This is a genomic window from Streptomyces sp. NPDC057697 (genome assembly GCF_042799335.1).
Classification (GTDB): domain Bacteria; phylum Actinomycetota; class Actinomycetes; order Streptomycetales; family Streptomycetaceae; genus Streptomyces.
Map to the genome: position 1 here is coordinate 108204 of NZ_JBHVJA010000013.1, position 15831 is coordinate 124034.

13 protein-coding genes and 2 pseudogenes are annotated in these 15831 nt (G+C 71.7%); 8 read left to right on the plus strand and 7 right to left on the minus strand.

What is annotated here, in order from left to right:
• Window positions 1–118 precede the first annotated feature (118 nt).
• Entirely contained in the window at window positions 119–1159 is a 1041-nt protein-coding gene (locus tag ACFVFH_RS28710; protein WP_383773848.1) for an RNA ligase family protein, read from the plus strand.
• Window positions 1160–1593: 434 nt separating this feature from the next.
• Here ACFVFH_RS28710 and ACFVFH_RS28715 read toward each other — a convergent pair whose 3' ends face one another.
• Window positions 1594–2487 carry an NADP-dependent oxidoreductase gene (locus ACFVFH_RS28715; RefSeq protein WP_383774093.1) on the minus strand — a complete coding sequence of 298 codons (894 nt, stop codon included), beginning with the start codon at window positions 2485–2487 and terminating at the stop codon, window positions 1594–1596.
• A 79-nt stretch (window positions 2488–2566) separates the two neighbouring features.
• Here ACFVFH_RS28715 and ACFVFH_RS28720 point away from each other — a divergent pair, with 79 nt between their 5' ends.
• Together ACFVFH_RS28720 and ACFVFH_RS28725 are read left to right on the plus strand one after the other, a co-directional pair.
• Window positions 2567–3145: a TetR/AcrR family transcriptional regulator gene (locus ACFVFH_RS28720; RefSeq protein WP_383773850.1), complete on the plus strand. Its 579-nt coding sequence runs from the start codon at window positions 2567–2569 to the stop codon at window positions 3143–3145.
• 218 nt (window positions 3146–3363) lie between these two features.
• Entirely contained in the window at window positions 3364–3927 is a 564-nt protein-coding gene (locus ACFVFH_RS28725; RefSeq protein ID WP_383773852.1) for an isochorismatase family protein, read from the plus strand.
• A gap of 163 nt (window positions 3928–4090) precedes the next feature.
• Here ACFVFH_RS28725 and ACFVFH_RS28730 read toward each other — a convergent pair whose 3' ends face one another.
• Together ACFVFH_RS28730 and ACFVFH_RS28735 are read right to left on the minus strand one after the other, a co-directional pair.
• Window positions 4091–5023: a LysR family transcriptional regulator gene (locus ACFVFH_RS28730; RefSeq protein WP_383773854.1), complete on the minus strand. Its 933-nt coding sequence runs from the start codon at window positions 5021–5023 to the stop codon at window positions 4091–4093.
• A 388-nt stretch (window positions 5024–5411) separates the two neighbouring features.
• The gene (locus ACFVFH_RS28735; protein WP_383773856.1) at window positions 5412–5606 is read right to left on the minus strand and encodes a hypothetical protein; all 195 of its coding nucleotides are present in this window, start codon (window positions 5604–5606) and stop codon (window positions 5412–5414) included.
• A gap of 111 nt (window positions 5607–5717) precedes the next feature.
• Between ACFVFH_RS28735 and ACFVFH_RS28740 the strand changes: the two genes are divergently transcribed.
• Window positions 5718–6407: a class I SAM-dependent DNA methyltransferase gene (locus tag ACFVFH_RS28740; RefSeq protein WP_383773858.1), complete on the plus strand. Its 690-nt coding sequence runs from the start codon at window positions 5718–5720 to the stop codon at window positions 6405–6407.
• A 171-nt stretch (window positions 6408–6578) separates the two neighbouring features.
• Here the strand turns inward: ACFVFH_RS28740 and ACFVFH_RS28745 are convergent, their stop codons facing one another.
• Both ACFVFH_RS28745 and ACFVFH_RS28750 read right to left on the minus strand, forming a co-directional pair.
• Window positions 6579–7547 (minus strand): dimethylarginine dimethylaminohydrolase family protein, encoded by a 969-nt coding sequence (locus ACFVFH_RS28745; protein ID WP_383773860.1) that lies wholly within the window; start codon window positions 7545–7547, stop codon window positions 6579–6581.
• A 143-nt stretch (window positions 7548–7690) separates the two neighbouring features.
• Window positions 7691–8335 (minus strand): dihydrofolate reductase family protein, encoded by a 645-nt coding sequence (locus ACFVFH_RS28750; protein ID WP_383773862.1) that lies wholly within the window; start codon window positions 8333–8335, stop codon window positions 7691–7693.
• Window positions 8336–8438: 103 nt separating this feature from the next.
• On the opposite strand from ACFVFH_RS28750, the gene ACFVFH_RS28755 reads away from it, so the two are divergent.
• The 4 genes and pseudogenes from ACFVFH_RS28755 to ACFVFH_RS28770 all read left to right on the plus strand — a co-directional run bounded on the left by ACFVFH_RS28755 (window position 8439) and on the right by ACFVFH_RS28770 (window position 14510).
• Window positions 8439–8936, plus strand: coding sequence for a winged helix-turn-helix transcriptional regulator (locus ACFVFH_RS28755; RefSeq protein ID WP_383773864.1), 498 nt, complete (start codon window positions 8439–8441; stop codon window positions 8934–8936).
• A gap of 81 nt (window positions 8937–9017) precedes the next feature.
• Window positions 9018–10748: pseudogene (locus tag ACFVFH_RS28760) on the plus strand (ABC transporter transmembrane domain-containing protein); the annotation flags it as partial.
• A 425-nt stretch (window positions 10749–11173) separates the two neighbouring features.
• On the plus strand, window positions 11174–12946 hold the full coding sequence (locus ACFVFH_RS28765; protein ID WP_383773866.1) for an ABC transporter ATP-binding protein: 1773 nt from the start codon (window positions 11174–11176) through the stop codon (window positions 12944–12946).
• Window positions 12947–13295: 349 nt separating this feature from the next.
• A complete protein-coding gene (locus ACFVFH_RS28770; protein WP_383773868.1) occupies window positions 13296–14510 on the plus strand; it encodes a beta-ketoacyl-[acyl-carrier-protein] synthase family protein in 1215 nt (404 codons plus the stop codon).
• Window positions 14511–14751: 241 nt separating this feature from the next.
• Here ACFVFH_RS28770 and ACFVFH_RS28775 read toward each other — a convergent pair whose 3' ends face one another.
• Window positions 14752–15465 (minus strand): DUF3626 domain-containing protein, encoded by a 714-nt coding sequence (locus tag ACFVFH_RS28775; protein ID WP_383773870.1) that lies wholly within the window; start codon window positions 15463–15465, stop codon window positions 14752–14754.
• 162 nt (window positions 15466–15627) lie between these two features.
• A pseudogene (locus ACFVFH_RS28780) lies at window positions 15628–15828 on the minus strand (DUF3626 domain-containing protein); the annotation flags it as partial.
• Window positions 15829–15831: the final 3 nt, after the last annotated feature.

Sequence of the window (15831 nt, forward strand, 5' to 3'; positions counted from 1 at the left end):
CTCGTGCGGTATGCCATGTACCACGTTCCACGTACCGCGTGCCCGGTAGCAGCAGCCACCACGGCTCCGGCCGTGAATCTCTGTTGCCCGGGTACGGGCACACAGCGACAATTCCCGTGTGTCCAACACTGTGCCCGCCGGTTCCGCACTACGGCCGTATCCGAAGGTCTCCGCGAAGCAGCGGCTCGGCATGGCCGGGGCCAGGGAGTGGGTCGCCGCGGAGAAGGTGCACGGGGCGCATTTCGCGGTGGTCTGCGACGGTACCGGGGTCCATCCGGGCAAGCGGCGCGAGCTGCTGGGTGACGATGCGTTGGACGGCTTCTTCGGGGTGAGCAGGATCTGGCCTGCGCTGTCGGTCGCGGCGGCGCGTCTCGCCTCGGCCCTGCGTGGCGCGTGGGGCGAATCCGCCGTGGTGACGGTCTACGGCGAGCTGGCCGGAGGCCGTTACCCGCACCCGGACGTCCCCGCCCTTGCCGGAACCGATCCGGTGCAGACCGGCGTGTGGTACGCGCCCGCCCTGCACTGGCTGCCGTTCGACGCCTCGGTCGAGAAGGACGGGGGCCGGTGGTGGGTCTCCGACCGCGTTCTGCGCGAGGCCGCGACTGCCGCCGGGCTCGTCTGCGTACCCGTCGTCGGGCACGGCGCGCTGAACCGGCTCCAGGAGTTGCCCTGCGCCTTCCCCACGCAGGTCCCGGCCCTCTTCGGGCTTCCCGAGCTGGCGGACAACCTCGCCGAGGGCTACGTTCTCAAGCCGGCCGGCGCATGGCAGGAGTCGGGTCCGGCCGGTGCCGGCGCACGCCCGGTGGTGAAGGTGAAGCAGAAGGCCTTCGCCGAGGACGAGCGCTTCGACGGCGCACGCCCCTATCTGGCACCGCCCGAGGGTGCGGCGGGTGTCCCTGCCTGGCTGCTGGTCCAGGCATCGTCGCTGCTCACCCCGGCCCGAGCGGCCGCCGCGGTGAGCAAGCTCGGGCCCCGGGCCCCGGTGGACGCCGTCGTGGAGGAGATCACGCTCGACGTGGCCGAGGAACTCTCCGAAGCCGTGGGGGGATTGGAAGAGGCGCTGCTGCGCGCTCTGGGCCAGGCCCTCCGGCCCGGGGTGCGCTCCCTGGCCGCGTTCGACGCCGAGGACCGCCGCACCTCCCGTACCGGCGGGACGTAGCCCCTTCCCGCGTCACGCAGAACCTCTGGCCGGAGGCCGGGGAGCGGCGGGCTGTGCCGGTGCGTACATGTGCGTACGTATGTATGCGTACGTGCGTGTGCGTGTGCGTGCGTGTACGTGCGTGTACGTGCGTGTACGTGCGTGTACGTGCGTGTGCGTGCGTGTGCGTACCTGCGCTCCCGCGCACGCGTGGCCGCCAGTACGCGCCCGTCCCCCGGGGCGGTTGATCCCCCGAGAAGGCCGTTACGCCTCGGCCGCGCCGAGCTTCGCCTGCCCGCGGTACGTGTCCGCAGGAGAGGCCCGCGTACTACCGACGCCGTGCGGGGCGTACCAGGTCGGGCGTTCCCGGTACGCCCCGGCGGAGCGCCGGTACCACGGCACACCGGAACGGCTCAGGCGAAACTGCTCGGACGAAACTGCTCGGACGAAACGGTTCAGACGACCAGCACCCGACGCCCCCGCGTGTGGCCCGCCTGACTGTCGATGTGCGCCGCCGCGGCCTCCGCGAGCGGGTACGACTTCTCGACCGGGATGTGGAGCTTCCCCCGCGAGATGAGGCTCACGGCTTCGGCCAGCGCCTCCGGCACACTCCCTGCCGTACCGGAGAACCGGACACCGAACTCCGGCGCGCCGAGATCGGCGATGGAGATCACCTTCCGTGGGTCCCCGGTCAGTTCCACGAGCTCGCGGATCACGCCCGCACCGGCCAGATCGAGGGCCGCGTCGACGGGGCCGAGCCGCCGCACCCGCTCGGCCCAGCCCTCCCCGTACGTGGTGGCGACGGCACCCAGGCCGCGCAGGTACTCCTGGTTCGCGGCCCCGGCCGTGCCGATCACCGCGATGCCGCGGTCGCGCGCGATCTGGAGCACCGCCGATCCGACTCCCCCGGACGCGCCGCTGACCAGCAACGTCTGCCCGGACCGCACACCGACCTCGCGGATGACGCGCAGCGCGGTCTCCACCACGGAGGGGTATCCGGCCGCCTCTTCGAACGTCAGGCCCACGGGCATCCGGGCCCAGGCCGACAACACGGCGAACTCGGCGTAGGTGGCGGCCCCTTCACCGAACACATGGTCACCGACCTCGATCCCCTCGACGCCCTCGCCGACCTCGTCCACCACCCCGGAGGCGTCCAGCCCGACCCCGGCGGGCAGCTCGATCGGATGGGCCTTCAAGACCTGGCCCTCACGAATCCTCCAGTCGACGGGGTTCACACCCGCCGCCCGCACGGCGATGCGTATGCGACCAGGCCCCGCGTGGGGCTCCTCGGCGTCCATGACGCGCAGCACTTCCGGACCGCCGAACTCGGCGAAGCTCACTCTCTTCATGCTCTTCATGCGACCGACCGTAACACTAACGGTTAGCGTTTAAAAACAGTTTCAGTTTTGTAGCTGGTAGCATCAGGTCATGACCGTGCCTCCCGGACGCCGTGAACGCAAGAAGGCCGCGACCCGCCAGAAGATCGCTGACACCGCTCTGCGGCTCTTCCTTGAGCGCGGTTACGACGCGGTGGGCATCCGTGACGTGGCCGCCGAGGCCGATGTGGCCGTCACCACGCTCTTCGCCCACTTCGCCTCGAAGGAAGCCCTGGTCTTCGAGCAGGACGAGAACTTCGAGCACCGGCTTGCAGGGGCGGTCACCGACCGGGCGCCGCAGGAGCCGCTGATCCCCGCGCTGCGCCGCGAGGTCCAGGCCCTGGTGCGGCATTGCGCCTCGGACGACGCCGCGCCGATCTGGCGGATGATCGACGAGTCGCCCGCCCTGCGGCAGTACGAGGAGTCGATGAGGCTGCGTCATGCCGACTCGCTCGCCACGGCCGTCGCAGCCGATCGCGGACTGCCACCGACCGCGACGTCCTGCCGGACCATCGCGAGGTTCGCGGTCGACGCCTACGCGCTGGCCCGTGAGGCGGCCGATCCGGAGGCCGCGGTGGACGAGATCTTCCGGATGATCGAGGCGGCCTGGGAAGTGGCCTTCCCTTCCTGACGCGCACGGTGAGCCGACGCTCCGGGCGGCACGGGCGCGGCCGGGCCGTGGCGGGCCGACGACGGGACATGTCGGGCCGATGATGCCAGGTCCCGGTCCCGGCGCCGGTCCAGGTCCCGGTCCGCCCGAGCCCGCTGGTTGCTGCGGGCGGGGCCGTTGTCAGTGGCCCGGCCTAGTGTGGGCGACACAGGTTCCATGGCGATGGTCAGGAGATTCCCTTGACGACCCTGCTCGAACGACCGAACACCGCGCTGCTCGTCATCGATGTCCAGAACGGGGTGGTGGAGGGGGCCCACGACCGGGACGGCGTGATCGCGAACATCGACACCCTGGTGGGCAAGGCGCGTGCCGAGAACGTGCCCGTGATCTGGGTGCAGCATTCCGACGACGACCTCGCGCGGGACAGCGAGCCCTGGCAGTACGTGAAGGAATTGGTCCGCCAGGACACCGAACCCCTCGTCCACAAGCTCTACGGCGACTCGTTCGAGGCCACCGAGTTGGAGGAGCTGCTCGCCGAGCGTGGGGCGGGCCTGCTCGTCGTGGCGGGCGCCCAGAGCGACGCCTGTATCCGCTCCACTCTTCACGGGGCCTTCGTCCGCGGATACGACGTGACGCTGGTCGGTGACGCGCATACGACACAGGACCTCAGCGAGTACGGCGCGCCGGCCCCGCAGCAGGTGGTCGCGCACACCAACCTCTACTGGCGGTGGCAGAGCGCTCCGGGCCGCCGTGCGAAGGTCGTCGATACGGCAGAGGTGACGTTCGCGGCGGACGCGGGCTGACCCGTCCCGGCCGGCCCCGGCCGCATAGGTTTCACCGAATCCGGCTTCACCCAATCCGGCTTCCGCGACTCCGGCTTCACCCAATCCGGCCGACGGATGGTGCGGTGCCATGCTGCCGACGGGTGGTGCGATGCCGGGCTGCCGACGGGTGGCGCGGTGCTGCTCAGCGCCGTGCCCAGGCGGGTTTCCAGGTCTCGCTGTCGGGGCGGCCGGGCTGGGCGGAGCCGAGGTGGTCGCGGAGTGTGGCGAGTGCCGGGTGCGGGCTGTCGCGGCGCCAGATCAGTGAGTGCGGATAGACGGGCGTCGGGTCGATCACCGGGATGCGCCGAAGACCATGGCCCGCGGGCCAGACGAGACGGGTCTGCTCCCCCATGAAGGTGGCCAGGGCCGGGGTGTCGGCGATGGTGTCGAGGAGCGCGTCCGAGCCGAAATTGGGGCCGGTCGCCTCGATGGTGAGGCCGAACGCGGCGCCGAGGTCGTCGTAGTAGGCGGTCCACTCGGTGCCGGGGACGAGGCCGGGCATCCAGATCCGGTGCCCCGCGAGCTGAGCGAGCGTCACCGACCGGGCGCCCGCCAGCGCATGGGCGGGGCCGGTCAGGAGCTCAAGCGGCTCGTCCAGCACCCGGACGGACTCGATGTCCTCGGGCAGAGGATGGCCGGGTACGGAGACGGCGCGGAAGGACGCGTCGATCGCGCCGGACCGGATGGCGGTGACGGCCGCCTCGATGTCGAACAGCATCAACACATCGAGCTCGACGTCGGGGTGCGCGCGGTGGAAGCCGCGCATCAGGCCCGAGGCCGCGACACGCGAGGCGATCACATCGACGCGGAGCGGGCGGCGACCGGTGTGCACGGACGCGACCGCCCGCTCGGCGACGCGTAGCAGCTCGCGCGCGTGGGACAGGAAAGCCTGTCCGTCGATGGTGAGCTCGGCGCCGCGCGCGGTACGGACGAACAGCCGCACGCCGAGGTTGCGCTCCAGCGTGGCGATGCGCTTGGAGACGGCCTGCTGGGTGATCGCCAGCTCGGCGGCGGCCTCCTGGAACTGCCCCGCTTCGGCAGCGGCGACAAAGGTCCGGACGGTGTCGAGGTCCATGGCGACTCACCCTAGTGCACAACCGTTGGTTGTGGCTTGCTGATGGACGGGGTGTTCGACCTGCTCCTACACCATCCGCCAGGCCCCGACCGGTCAACGTCGGTTTGTTCGGCTGGGACAGCAAGGGGTGCGCTGAACAGGGTGAGCGGGGGGGGCGGCTGGGGCGACGGTCGTGGCCGTGACCGGGCTGTGGGGGTGCTCGTCGGCATCACCGGCCCGCGTACCTCGATCGCCCCGGCCGGGCCCCTCTCGATCACCCCGGCCGGCCTCCTCTCGATCGCCCTCGTCGGCCCCTCGTGCCGGTCACCCCTCCCTGCCCCCGGTACGACCACGCCCCGCGTGAAGGACGCGGCCTGGCCCGGAGCCCGGCCGACACCTCGCGAGTCCGTCAGGCGGTCGGGCCCGTACGGAGGCGCCGCACATCCCGTACGAGCGTGTGCACGGTGATGAGGAGGAGCACGGCGGCGGCCACCATCCAGAGGGCCGACGCCCCGGAGCGGTACTCACGTACGGCCAGGGCGAGCAGCAGCATGCCGAGGAGAACGCCGAGGGCCGAGATCGCGGCACCGATGCACTGGGTCATTCGGACATCATCAACGACCTTCCGGGCCAACGGCGTTGTCCCGGACGTCGAAGTCCTTCGGCGACCGCCGTGCCGATGGTCCGGCCGTCGCGCACTCCGTACCATGGGCCGATGCCCGCACGCCCCATTGAACGCCCAGCCGATCTCGACACGGTCCGCGAGTCCTACGACCGCGTGGCCGACAACTACGCCCACATGGTCGTGACGACGGGAATCGGCGACATCCGCCACCATCCGTGGCTCAAGGCGTCGATCGATGCCTTCGCCGACACCGTGAAGGGACTCGGCCCCGTCCTCGACGTCGGCTGCGGCCCCGGCACGGTGACCGCCTACCTCGCCGAACGCGGACTCGACGTCTCCGGGGTCGACCTCTCCCCCCGCATGATCGAGAACGCGCGCCGTCTCCATCCGGAGTGCCGGTTCAGCGTCTCCTCCGCCACCGACCTCGACCTCGCCGAAGCCTCCCTCGGCGGCGTGCTCGGATGGTGGTCGCTGTTCAACCTCCCCCGTGATGTCCTCCCCCAGGTCATCGCCCAGTTCGCGCGTGCCCTGAAACCGGGCGGGCACTTCATCACCGCGACGCACGCCGGCGACGAGGACCAGCTGCGCACCGAGGCCTACGGCGGTGTACCCGTGCGCTGGACGACACACAAATGGCGGCCGGAACAACTCGTGGACCTGATCGAGCGGGCCGGGCTGCGCCCGGTGGCCGAACTCCGTCTTCCTCCGACGGAGTACAGCGGGCCGGGCCTGGTCGTCATGGCCGAGCGTCCCGGGCCGTCCCCGGCCGACACCGATTGACATGGCGGGCCGGTGGCGGGCCGATGGCGGAGCGGAGCCGACCGCACGCCACCGGCCACGCGCCACCGACCGCCCGACCGACCGCCACCCGCCACGCGCCACCGACCGCCCGACCGACCGCCACCCGCCACGCGCCGCCAGCCACACGTCACCGACCGCGCGTCACCGGCCTCAGAATTTCCTCAGCAGCGGTTGTGTGCTGCACCGGAACGAACCCCCCAGGGAACGGGTGATGGAGAAGTCCACGTATTCGACGCGGACACCGAATTCTTCGATCTTCTGGCCCAGGAACGAGAACTCGGGATCCGTCACGTACACGTCCGGGCCGAGAGGGAGGCCATTGGTGGCGAGCGAAGTGGCCTGATCGAGGTCGACGGTGATTCTCTCCCACTCCTTGAGCGAGTCGGGAATTCCGTCGAGCAATGCCTCTTCGCAGGCGACCAGAAGCCCCTCCCTGATGAACCCCAGCGCGCAGTCCAGATGCAGAATGCGCTGGTGCAGGCGCACCTTTTCGACCGTGTAGCCGTACGGCGCCAAGAACTTGGCCAGCCACTGGATTCCCAGTGCGTTCGAGGCCAGGCCCGAGGTCCCCACGAAGACCTTCGTGCCGAGTACCAGGACGTCGCCGCCTTCGAGGAAAGGGCCGGGGCCGAGGGTGGGGTCGTCCGGGGCGGCGACCTCCGGCATGGGCACCGCGACGTACGCGCAGTCGCTCGGATACACGTGATCACGCATCACCTCCCGCAGCGGCAGCACCTCCCTGCGGCGGTGCAGGAGGCGCATGGACGCCTCGACGACCTGGTTCCCGACAGTGAAGAACGGATCCCGGGCGAAGAAGTTGGCGTAGCCGTCGCCGGCGGCCGCCTTCTCCGCCGGGGTGAGCGGCCGAGGTCTGTGGACCTGGATCCCATGGCGCTCCAGAACCGCGCGGAATGCTTCCCGCTCGCCCTCCCAGCGGGCCTGCCGTTCCGGGGCGAAGTCCTTCATGTCGCCGCCGACGGCGATTTCCTTACGGCTCTCCGCAGGGAGGAAGCGCAGGTCGTCCGACGAGATGGCCGAGGCGGGAATGGACACCTCGCTCCGGGCCAGCACCACGGTCCGCAACGGAGCGAACTCGCTCTCCACATACACCTCGGACACCGCACGCTCCTCCTGTTTTCAGCCGATCCGCACGCATCTTTTGCGACGATATCGCCAAATACCCGATATTCGCGGATGGCGATGACGGCGGATCACAACGCCGATGACGTCCGCGCGGGCGACGGCGTCCGTACGGGCGGTCGCTACGCCCGGGTGAAGGTCATGTGCGTGACACCGCTGGAGGTCGTGACGAACTCGGTCCGGAAACGCTTCTCGATTTCTTCGAGACCGTCCCACAGCCGCTCACCACGGCCCAGGACGATCGGGACGACGACGATGTGCAGATGGTCGACGAGGTCTGCGGCGAGGAACTCGCGGATCGTGGTCGGCCCGCCACCGATTCTCACGTCCAGATCGCCCGCGGCCTCGCGCGCCTGGCGGAGTGCCTCCTGCGGCGTGGCGTCGATGAAGTGGAACGTGGTGCCGCCCTCCATCTCCACCGAGGGGCGGGGGTGGTGGGTCAGCACGAACACCGGTGTGTGGAAAGGCGGGTTGGCCCCCCACCAGCCGTTCCAGTCCTCGTTCTCCCACGGTCCACGCTGGGGGCCGAACTTGTTGCGGCCCATGATCTCCGCTCCGATGCCGACGTCCCAGGTGCCGGCGATGGCGTCGTCGACCCCAACACTCCCGTCCTGCTTGCCCAGCATCTGCTGGAAGGTCCTGGTCGGGAAGAACCACTCGTGGAGCCGCGTTCCGGCGTGGCCGAACGGGCTGTCGAGACTCTGACCTTCACCAGTGGCGAATCCGTCCAGGGATACGGAGAAGTTGTGGACCCTCACGCGGGACATTGCACGGCTCCTGTCCTCGTTGCGATGTGGTTGCGCATTGCAATCACTAGCCGTGAGTGACCCTAAGCTCGGTGATGGCAAAATGCAATCACTGGAGGTGGACATGCGAGACGAACCGCGGTCCGGGTGTGCGATCAACGCGGCGGTGGAGGCACTCGGGGACCAGTGGAGCCTGATCGTCCTGCGCGACATGGTGTTCGGCGGGCGCCGACACTTCCGCGAGTTGCTCAGCCACTCCGAGGAGGGGATCGCGTCGAACATCCTCAGCAGCCGCCTCAAGGCCCTCGTCGCCGCCGGTCTCCTCACGCAGGAGCAGGCCGGACGAGGACAACGGGCGACCTACAGCCTCACAGAAGCGGGCATCCAGACGGTCCCCTTGATGGTCGCGCTCGGCTCCTGGGGCCTGCGGCACCGCCCGACCACACCCGAACTCAGCGTCCGCGCCCGCCTCCTGGAGGACGGCGGCCCACGTCTCCGGGAGGACCTCATGGACGAACTCCGCGAGGCTCACCTGGGGATTCCCCGCCCGGACCCCGACCGCCCCCGGGCCTCCGAACTGCTCCGGGCAGCCTACGAGCAGGCGCTCACGGAAGCACACTGACCACGCCTCCGCACGGACCCAACGGGCGCCTTCTGAAACAATGTTCGAATGAATCGGTCCGCGATCACCGACCCGTGGCGGATGACGGATCCGCAGAACGACCCGGGCACTCCGGACATCCGCAGCGCCCCGCGGTACTTGTGGTGGCTGATCACCAGCCAACGGCGCCGGATCGCCGCCGGATCGCTGCTCGGCAGCGCCTGGATGGTCGGCCTGACACTGCCGCCGTACCTGCTGTCCCGCGCCATCGACGACGGGCTGGAACCGGGGCGGTGGTCGGCGCTGACCGGCTGGGTCGCGGCGTTGCTGGGTGTGGGGGTGCTCAACGCGTGGCTGGTCATCATGCGGCACCGCACGATGACCAGGGTGAGGCAGGACGCCGCCTTCCGTTCCGTACGGGTCGTGGTCGCGCAGGCGACCCGGCTGGGCGGGGCGCTGCCGCGCCGGGTCACCGCCGGGGAGGTCGTCACGATCGGGTTCGGCGACGTCGCCGTGATCGCCGGCGCGCTCACCATCACGGGCCCCGGTGTCGGGGCGGTCCTCTCCTGCGCCGTGGTGGCCGTGCTGCTGCTGAGCGTTTCTCCGCTGCTCGCCGCGGTGGTACTGCTCGGAGTGCCGCTGCTCGTGGTGCTGGTCGGTCCGCTGCTGGGACGGTTGCAGGGCGTCGAGTCGGCGTACCGGGAGCAGCAGGGCAGGCTTGCCGCCCGGTTCGAGGACATGGTCGGGGGCCTGCGCGTCCTCAACGGCATCGGCGGCAAGGGCGCCTACGCCGAGGCGTACCGGAACGGCTCGCGGACGTTGCAGGCGGAGGGGTACCGGGTCGGCGCGGTGACCAGCTGGATCCAGGCGCTCGGCGTCGGCCTGCCCACGCTCTTCCTCGGGGCCGTGACCTGGCTCGCGGCCCGGATGGCCGCCCAAGGGACCATCAGTACGGGTGAGTTGATCGCGGTCTACGGGTACGCGGCGGTGCTCGTGGTGCCGGTCTCGTTCTTCATCGAGGGCGGCTACGACGTGAGCCGCGCCCTGGTCGCCACCCGCCGGGTCATACGTTTCCTGGCCCTGGAGCCGGATTCCGCCGACCGGAACGCGACATCGGACGGCCCCGGGGCGCCGTCCACGCTCCACGATCCGGAGTCCGGCGTCGAGGTGGTGCCCGGAAGGCTGACCGCGCTGGTCAGCGCCCGGCCGTCGGAGTCCGCGGCGGTGGTCGACCGTCTCGGCCGGTTCACCGGGTCGGCGGCGACCTGGGGCGGGGTACGCCTCGACGAGATCGACCTGACGCAGATCCGCCGGAGGATCCTCGTCGCGGACAACGAGGCCGACCTCTTCGCCGGTCCGCTGCGCGAGGTGATCCGCGGCGCCCGCGACCGGGACGAGGAGGCCATCGGCCGGGCCCTGTACGCGGCCGCGGCGCAGGACGTCGTGCGCGGTCTGCCGGACGGACTCGACTCGCCCGTCGACGCGCAGGGCCGCAATCTCTCCGGGGGCCAGCGCCAGCGCCTCCGGCTGGCCAGGGCGCTGCTCGCCGATCCCGAGGTGCTCCTCGCGGTCGAGCCCACCTCGGCGGTCGACGCCCACACCGAGGCGGCCGTCTCGGCCCGGCTGCGCGCCGCACGGACCGGCCGCACCACGGTGGTCACCAGCACGTCACCGCTGGTGCTGGGCCGGGCGGACACCGTGTACTACCTGGTCGACGGGTCCGTGGCGGCCGTCGGCAGCCACCGTGAACTCCTGGACCGCCAGCCGGGCTACCGCCTCCTGGTGTCCCGCGGCACGACGGACGGGGAGGCCGGTACGACGGACGGGGAGGCCGGTACGACGGACGGGGAGGCCGGTACGACGGACGGGGAGGCCGGTACGACGGACGGGGAGGCTGGTACGACGGACGGAGTACACGGCGCGACGGACGGGAAACCCGGCGCGCCCCACGGGGAACCCGGCACGGCCGAAGAGGAAACCTGCACGAGAGACGAGAGACCCGGCGCCGCCGACGAAGACCGCGACGCCGCCGACGAGTCACCCCACACGACCGACGGAAACCACGGCACCGCCGACACGACCCCCCACACGACCGACGAAAACCACGGCACCACCAACACGACCCCCCACACGACCGACGAAGACCGCGACGCCGCCGGCAGGTCACCCGACACGACCGACGAAGACCGCGACACCGCCGCCGAGGGCCGCGTGTGTCCGGACGAAGGGACCGTCCCGCCGTGCCAGGAGACCGTGCGATGACCGCCGGTTCCCGGTCGGCGGCCCGGACCCTGCCCGTTGCCGAACCCTCCCGGATCCGCCGGGCGGCACTCCGGCTGATCCGTGCGGACGCCCGCGCCTTCGCCGCCGTGATCGCTCTCAACGCGCTGGCCGCGGGTGCCGGGCTCGTCGGCCCGTGGCTGCTCGGCCGCATCGTCGACGAGGTCGGGGCCGGTGGCGGGGCGGCCGCGGTGGACCGCCTCGCGCTCGCCATCCTCGCCTTCGCCCTGGCCCAGCTCCTCCTGGTCCGTTGCGCCGGTTACGTCGGACACCGCTTCGGCGAACGCACCCTGGCCCGTATCCGTGAGCAGTTCACCGACCGGGCGCTGGCGCTGCCCACCGCCGTGGTCGAGCGGGCCGGTACGGGAGACCTGATGACCCGCGGCACCACCGATGTCGCCGCGGTCGGCACGACTTTGCGGGACGCCGGGCCCGAGGTGCTGATCTCCGCGGTCCAGGCGCTGTTCGTCCTCGGCGCGGTCTTCGCACTCGATCCGCTGCTCGGTGCGTGCGGGGTGCTGGGCCTGCTCGGGATCTGGTTCGCCGCCCGCTGGTATCTGCGCCGGGCGCTCACCGCGTACCTGGCCGAGGGCGCCGCCAACTCGGCCCTCGCGGAGCAGCTCGCGGCCACCGCCGCCGGTGCCCGGACCGTCGAAGCCCTCGGACTTCAGCAGCTGCGCATCGCGGCCTGCCAGGAGGCGATCGAGCGGTGCCAGGAGACCCGGACCCGGACGCTGTTCCTCCGCAGTGTGCTCTTCCCGGCCGTGGACATCTCCTACGTCGTTCCCGTGGCCGGTGTCCTGCTGGTCGGCGGCGTACTGCACGCCCACGGCTCGGTGAGCCTCGGCGCGGTCGTCGCCTCGGCCCTGTATCTGCGGCAGCTCTCCCAGCCCCTGGACGCCATCCTCCAGCGGCTGGAACAACTCCAGAGCAGCAGCGCCTCCTTCGCCAGGGTGGAGGGCCTCGCCCTGGCTCCCCAAGCAGCGCCGGCCGCCGCCCCCGTACCGGCCGACGACCGGATCGACGTGGTCGGTGCGCGCTATGCCTACGACGCCGGGAGCGACGTACTGCACGGTGTCGACCTGACGGTCCTGCCCGGCGAACGGCTGGTGATCGTCGGTCCGTCCGGCGCGGGCAAGACGACCCTGGGCAGACTGCTGGCCGGAATGGACGCGCCGCGAACCGGCTCGGTGACGGTCGGGCGGGTCCCGGTCGCCGGCCTGGACCCCGACCGGCTGCGCCGGCACGTCGTCCTCGTCACCCAGGAGCACCACGTCTTCCTCGGCACGGTCCGGGACAATCTGAGGATCGCCTCGGCCGACGCCACCGACACCGAACTGCGCGCGGCGCTCGCGGCGGTGGGTGCCGACTGGGCCGACGAGCTGCCGGACGGCCTGGACACCGATCTGGGCCACGGGGCGCACCGGCCGGACGGGGCCCGCGCGCAGCAGCTCGCCCTGGCGCGCGTCGTGCTCGCCGACCCGCACACGCTGATACTCGACGAGGCCACCGCGCTCCTCGATCCGAGGACCGCCCGGCACACGGAGCGGGCGCTGGCCGCCGTCCTGGAGGGCCGGACCGTCGTCGCGGTCGCGCACCGGCTGCATACGGCTCACGACGCCGACCGGGTGGTGGTGATGGAGGACGGCCGGATCACCGAACTGGGCACGCACGACGACCTCGTGGCGGCCGGTGGGGCGTATGCCGCGCTCTGGCGCTCCTGGCACGGCGAACGGCCGCCCGTCACCTGACCCGACGACCCGTCACCTGATCCGGCGCCCCGCCGCCTGCCCCCGCCTCCCGCCTCCCGCCTCCCGCCTCCCGCCTCCCGCCTCCCGCCTCCCGCCTCCCGCCTCCCGCAGCCTGAACCCGCCTCCCGCAGCCTGAACCCGCCTCCCGTCACCTGATCCGACGCCCGGGGCGGGTTGCGCACGCGCCCGGCAGGACCGGACAAGGGAGCCGTCCAATTGTTGGGACTTCACAATTCCCCACCCGCGAATCGGTCACCCGATCCCCTGTTTTCCCCTGCCAACACTGGAATGATCTCCATCATGGCCAGTCAGGCGCCATGTAGGTTCCATATAATTCAGGGAGGTTGCTGTGACCCGTATTGGTCAGGTGCTGGTGACGGGCATCGGTGCGATGACTCCGTTGGGAGCCGATGCGCCGTCGTCGTGGGCGGGGCTGCTGGACGGCAGGTCGGGGGTGCGCCTCCTGGAGGAGGAGTGGGCCGAGGACCTGCCCGTGCACGTCGCGGCCGGGCTCACGGTCGATCCCGCTTCCCTGCTTCCGAGGACCGAGGCCAGGCGGCTGGACCGCGGCGAGCAGATCGCCGTCCTCGGGGCGCGCGAGGCCTGGCAGGACGCCGGTGCCCCGGAGGTCGAACCGGAACGGCTCGCCGTCGTCATCGGCACCGGGACCGGTGGTGTCCTCACCACGCTGGGGCAGGACGACATCTTCGAACGTGACGGAATCCGGCGGCTGTCACCGTTCACCGTCCCCATGCTGATGCCCAACGGCCCCGCCGCCCGGGTCAGCATGGACCTGGGCGCGAAGGGAGGCGCCAGGACGGTGGTGAGCGCCTGCGCGTCCGGGGCGGAAGCCCTCGCCCTGGGGCAGGACCTGATCCGCCATGGACGGGCGGACGTGGTCGTCGCCGGCGGCGTGGAAGCATGCCTGCACCCCTTCACCATCGCGGCGTTCGCGCAGATGAAGGCCCTGTCGACGCAGTCCGTGGACCCGGAGACCGTGTCCCGCCCGTTCGACGTCCGGCGGTCCGGGTTCGTCATGGGCGAGGGCGTGGGGATGATGGTGCTCGAACGCCCCGAGTTCGCCCGCGCACGCGGAGCGCGTGTCCACGGCGCCCTGGCCGGGAGCGCGGTGGGTTCGAGCGCGAATCACATCACGGCCTCCGACGCGGAAGGCCAGGTCTTCGCCATGGAACTGGCGCTGCGCGACGCGGGCGCGGCCGCCGCGGACATCGGTGTCGTGCACGCCCACGCCACCTCGACGGAGTCCGGCGACCTGGCGGAGGCCGAGGCGATCGGCCGGGTGGTCGGCGGCCACGCGGTGGTGACGGCGACGAAGTCGATGACCGGTCACATGCTGGGCGCGTCCGGAACGGTCGGCGCCCTGGCCGCCCTGCTCGCCCTCAGGGACGGCACGGTGCCCGCCACCCGTAACCTCGACGAACTCGACCCGCGCGTGGAACTGGACGTGGTACGCAGCGAGCCGCGCACCGGCCGGTGGACCGCCGCGCTGGCCAACTCGTTCGGGTTCGGCGGGCACAACGTCAGTCTCGTCCTCACCCGGTGACGGCGGCCGGACCCGCCTGCGGATCGGGGCTGGGGCCGGTGGGTTCGGGACCGGGGGGCTCGGGCCGGTGGGCTCAGGGCCGGGGGCCGGGGGCCGGGGGCCGGGGGCCGGGGGCCGGGGGCCGGGGGCCGGGGGCCGGGGGCCGGGGCCGGGGCCGGGGGCCGAGGGCCGGGGCCGGGGGCCGAGGGCCGGGGGCCGATGAAGCGGCCCACGGACGCGGGCGTCCGGCGGCGCCACCAGGTCAGCGGTCCGCCGACCCCGGAAGGGCACCCTGGTCGCACGGCGCCGCGTCGGCCCTCTCGGGTGCCCCGAAGCGCGCCAGGCAGTGCCACACCTTCTTGACCGCCCCGGGGTCGTGGCGACCGGCTCGTACCGCGTCTCCGACCACGCGGGGGTCGAGTACGCCGCCCACGGCGATCTCCGCGCCCAGGTCCACGTACTCCTGGCCCCGGTAGCCGGGGTGACGGCGGAGTTCCTCGATCCCGAGCCGGAAACCGGGGTGCCACTCCACGGGGCAGCCCAGGCGCGCGGCCGCGGTCTCGACGGCGGTGCCCCGGTAGCAGGGGTCCAGAACCAGTGCCTCCACGTCGCGGTCCGGCCGGACCGGGCCGTGCACCTGGGCCTCGATGTAGTCGTCGAGGTCGTCCCTGGTGTCGGCCAGTGCGGACGCCATGAGCCCCATGCGCGCGGCGACCCCGAACTCCGAGGGCTCGAAGAAGCTGTCCGGGTAGCAGTACGTGGTCCGCGCGGCGGTCCGGGCGGTCAGCCGGAAGTGGGCGGAGCCGAAACGCGGCGCCCCGCCGACCGGTTTGCGGCGGAAGTTCAACGCCCCGTAGACGGGCCGCTCATGAGCGGGCGCTCCGTCGTACGCCCCGTCGAAGATGCGACTCTCCCAGCGCCAACGGTCTCCGCCGGGGTGCGCGGTCAGCCCGCCGTTGCCAGGCCCTGTCTTCACACTGCGGTCGTCCGGCCGGAGGCCGGGCCGTGCGGCGTCCGGTGCGTGCGATCGCAAGGCGGAGGGTCACCCCGATACTGGATGTATCGGGGTGATCCCGACAACACGGCGAGCGTGCGTGCCGGGCGTCGCACGGCAGACGGCAGTGTGAAGACAGGGCCTGGTACCCGTGACGAACTGCGAGAGGTACTGGCCGTCCTCCGCCAGGGCGGCCAGGATCGGTCTGCCGTGGAGCAGGCGGTCGGGGTGGAAGTTGAGGGTCACGCGCAGCGCGGGATCCAGCGGAGGGCCCGACGCCAGTGCCGCGACATGACGAAGGGCCCATTCCCTCGGTGTCCGGTGGGTCGCGGCTTCGGAGCTCATCCG

Coding starts and splice junctions, on each gene's coding strand:
- ACFVFH_RS28740 (WP_383773858.1), top strand. CDS start 5,718: ATGCCCGCACGCCCCATTGAACGCCCAGCCGATCTCGACACGGTCCGC.
- ACFVFH_RS28765 (WP_383773866.1), top strand. CDS start 11,174: ATGACCGCCGGTTCCCGGTCGGCGGCCCGGACCCTGCCCGTTGCCGAA.
- ACFVFH_RS28755 (WP_383773864.1), top strand. CDS start 8,439: ATGCGAGACGAACCGCGGTCCGGGTGTGCGATCAACGCGGCGGTGGAG.
- ACFVFH_RS28720 (WP_383773850.1), top strand. CDS start 2,567: ATGACCGTGCCTCCCGGACGCCGTGAACGCAAGAAGGCCGCGACCCGC.
- ACFVFH_RS28750 (WP_383773862.1), bottom strand. CDS start 8,335: ATGTCCCGCGTGAGGGTCCACAACTTCTCCGTATCCCTGGACGGATTC.
- ACFVFH_RS28735 (WP_383773856.1), bottom strand. CDS start 5,606: ATGACCCAGTGCATCGGTGCCGCGATCTCGGCCCTCGGCGTTCTCCTC.
- ACFVFH_RS28730 (WP_383773854.1), bottom strand. CDS start 5,023: ATGGACCTCGACACCGTCCGGACCTTTGTCGCCGCTGCCGAAGCGGGG.
- ACFVFH_RS28715 (WP_383774093.1), bottom strand. CDS start 2,487: ATGAAGAGAGTGAGCTTCGCCGAGTTCGGCGGTCCGGAAGTGCTGCGC.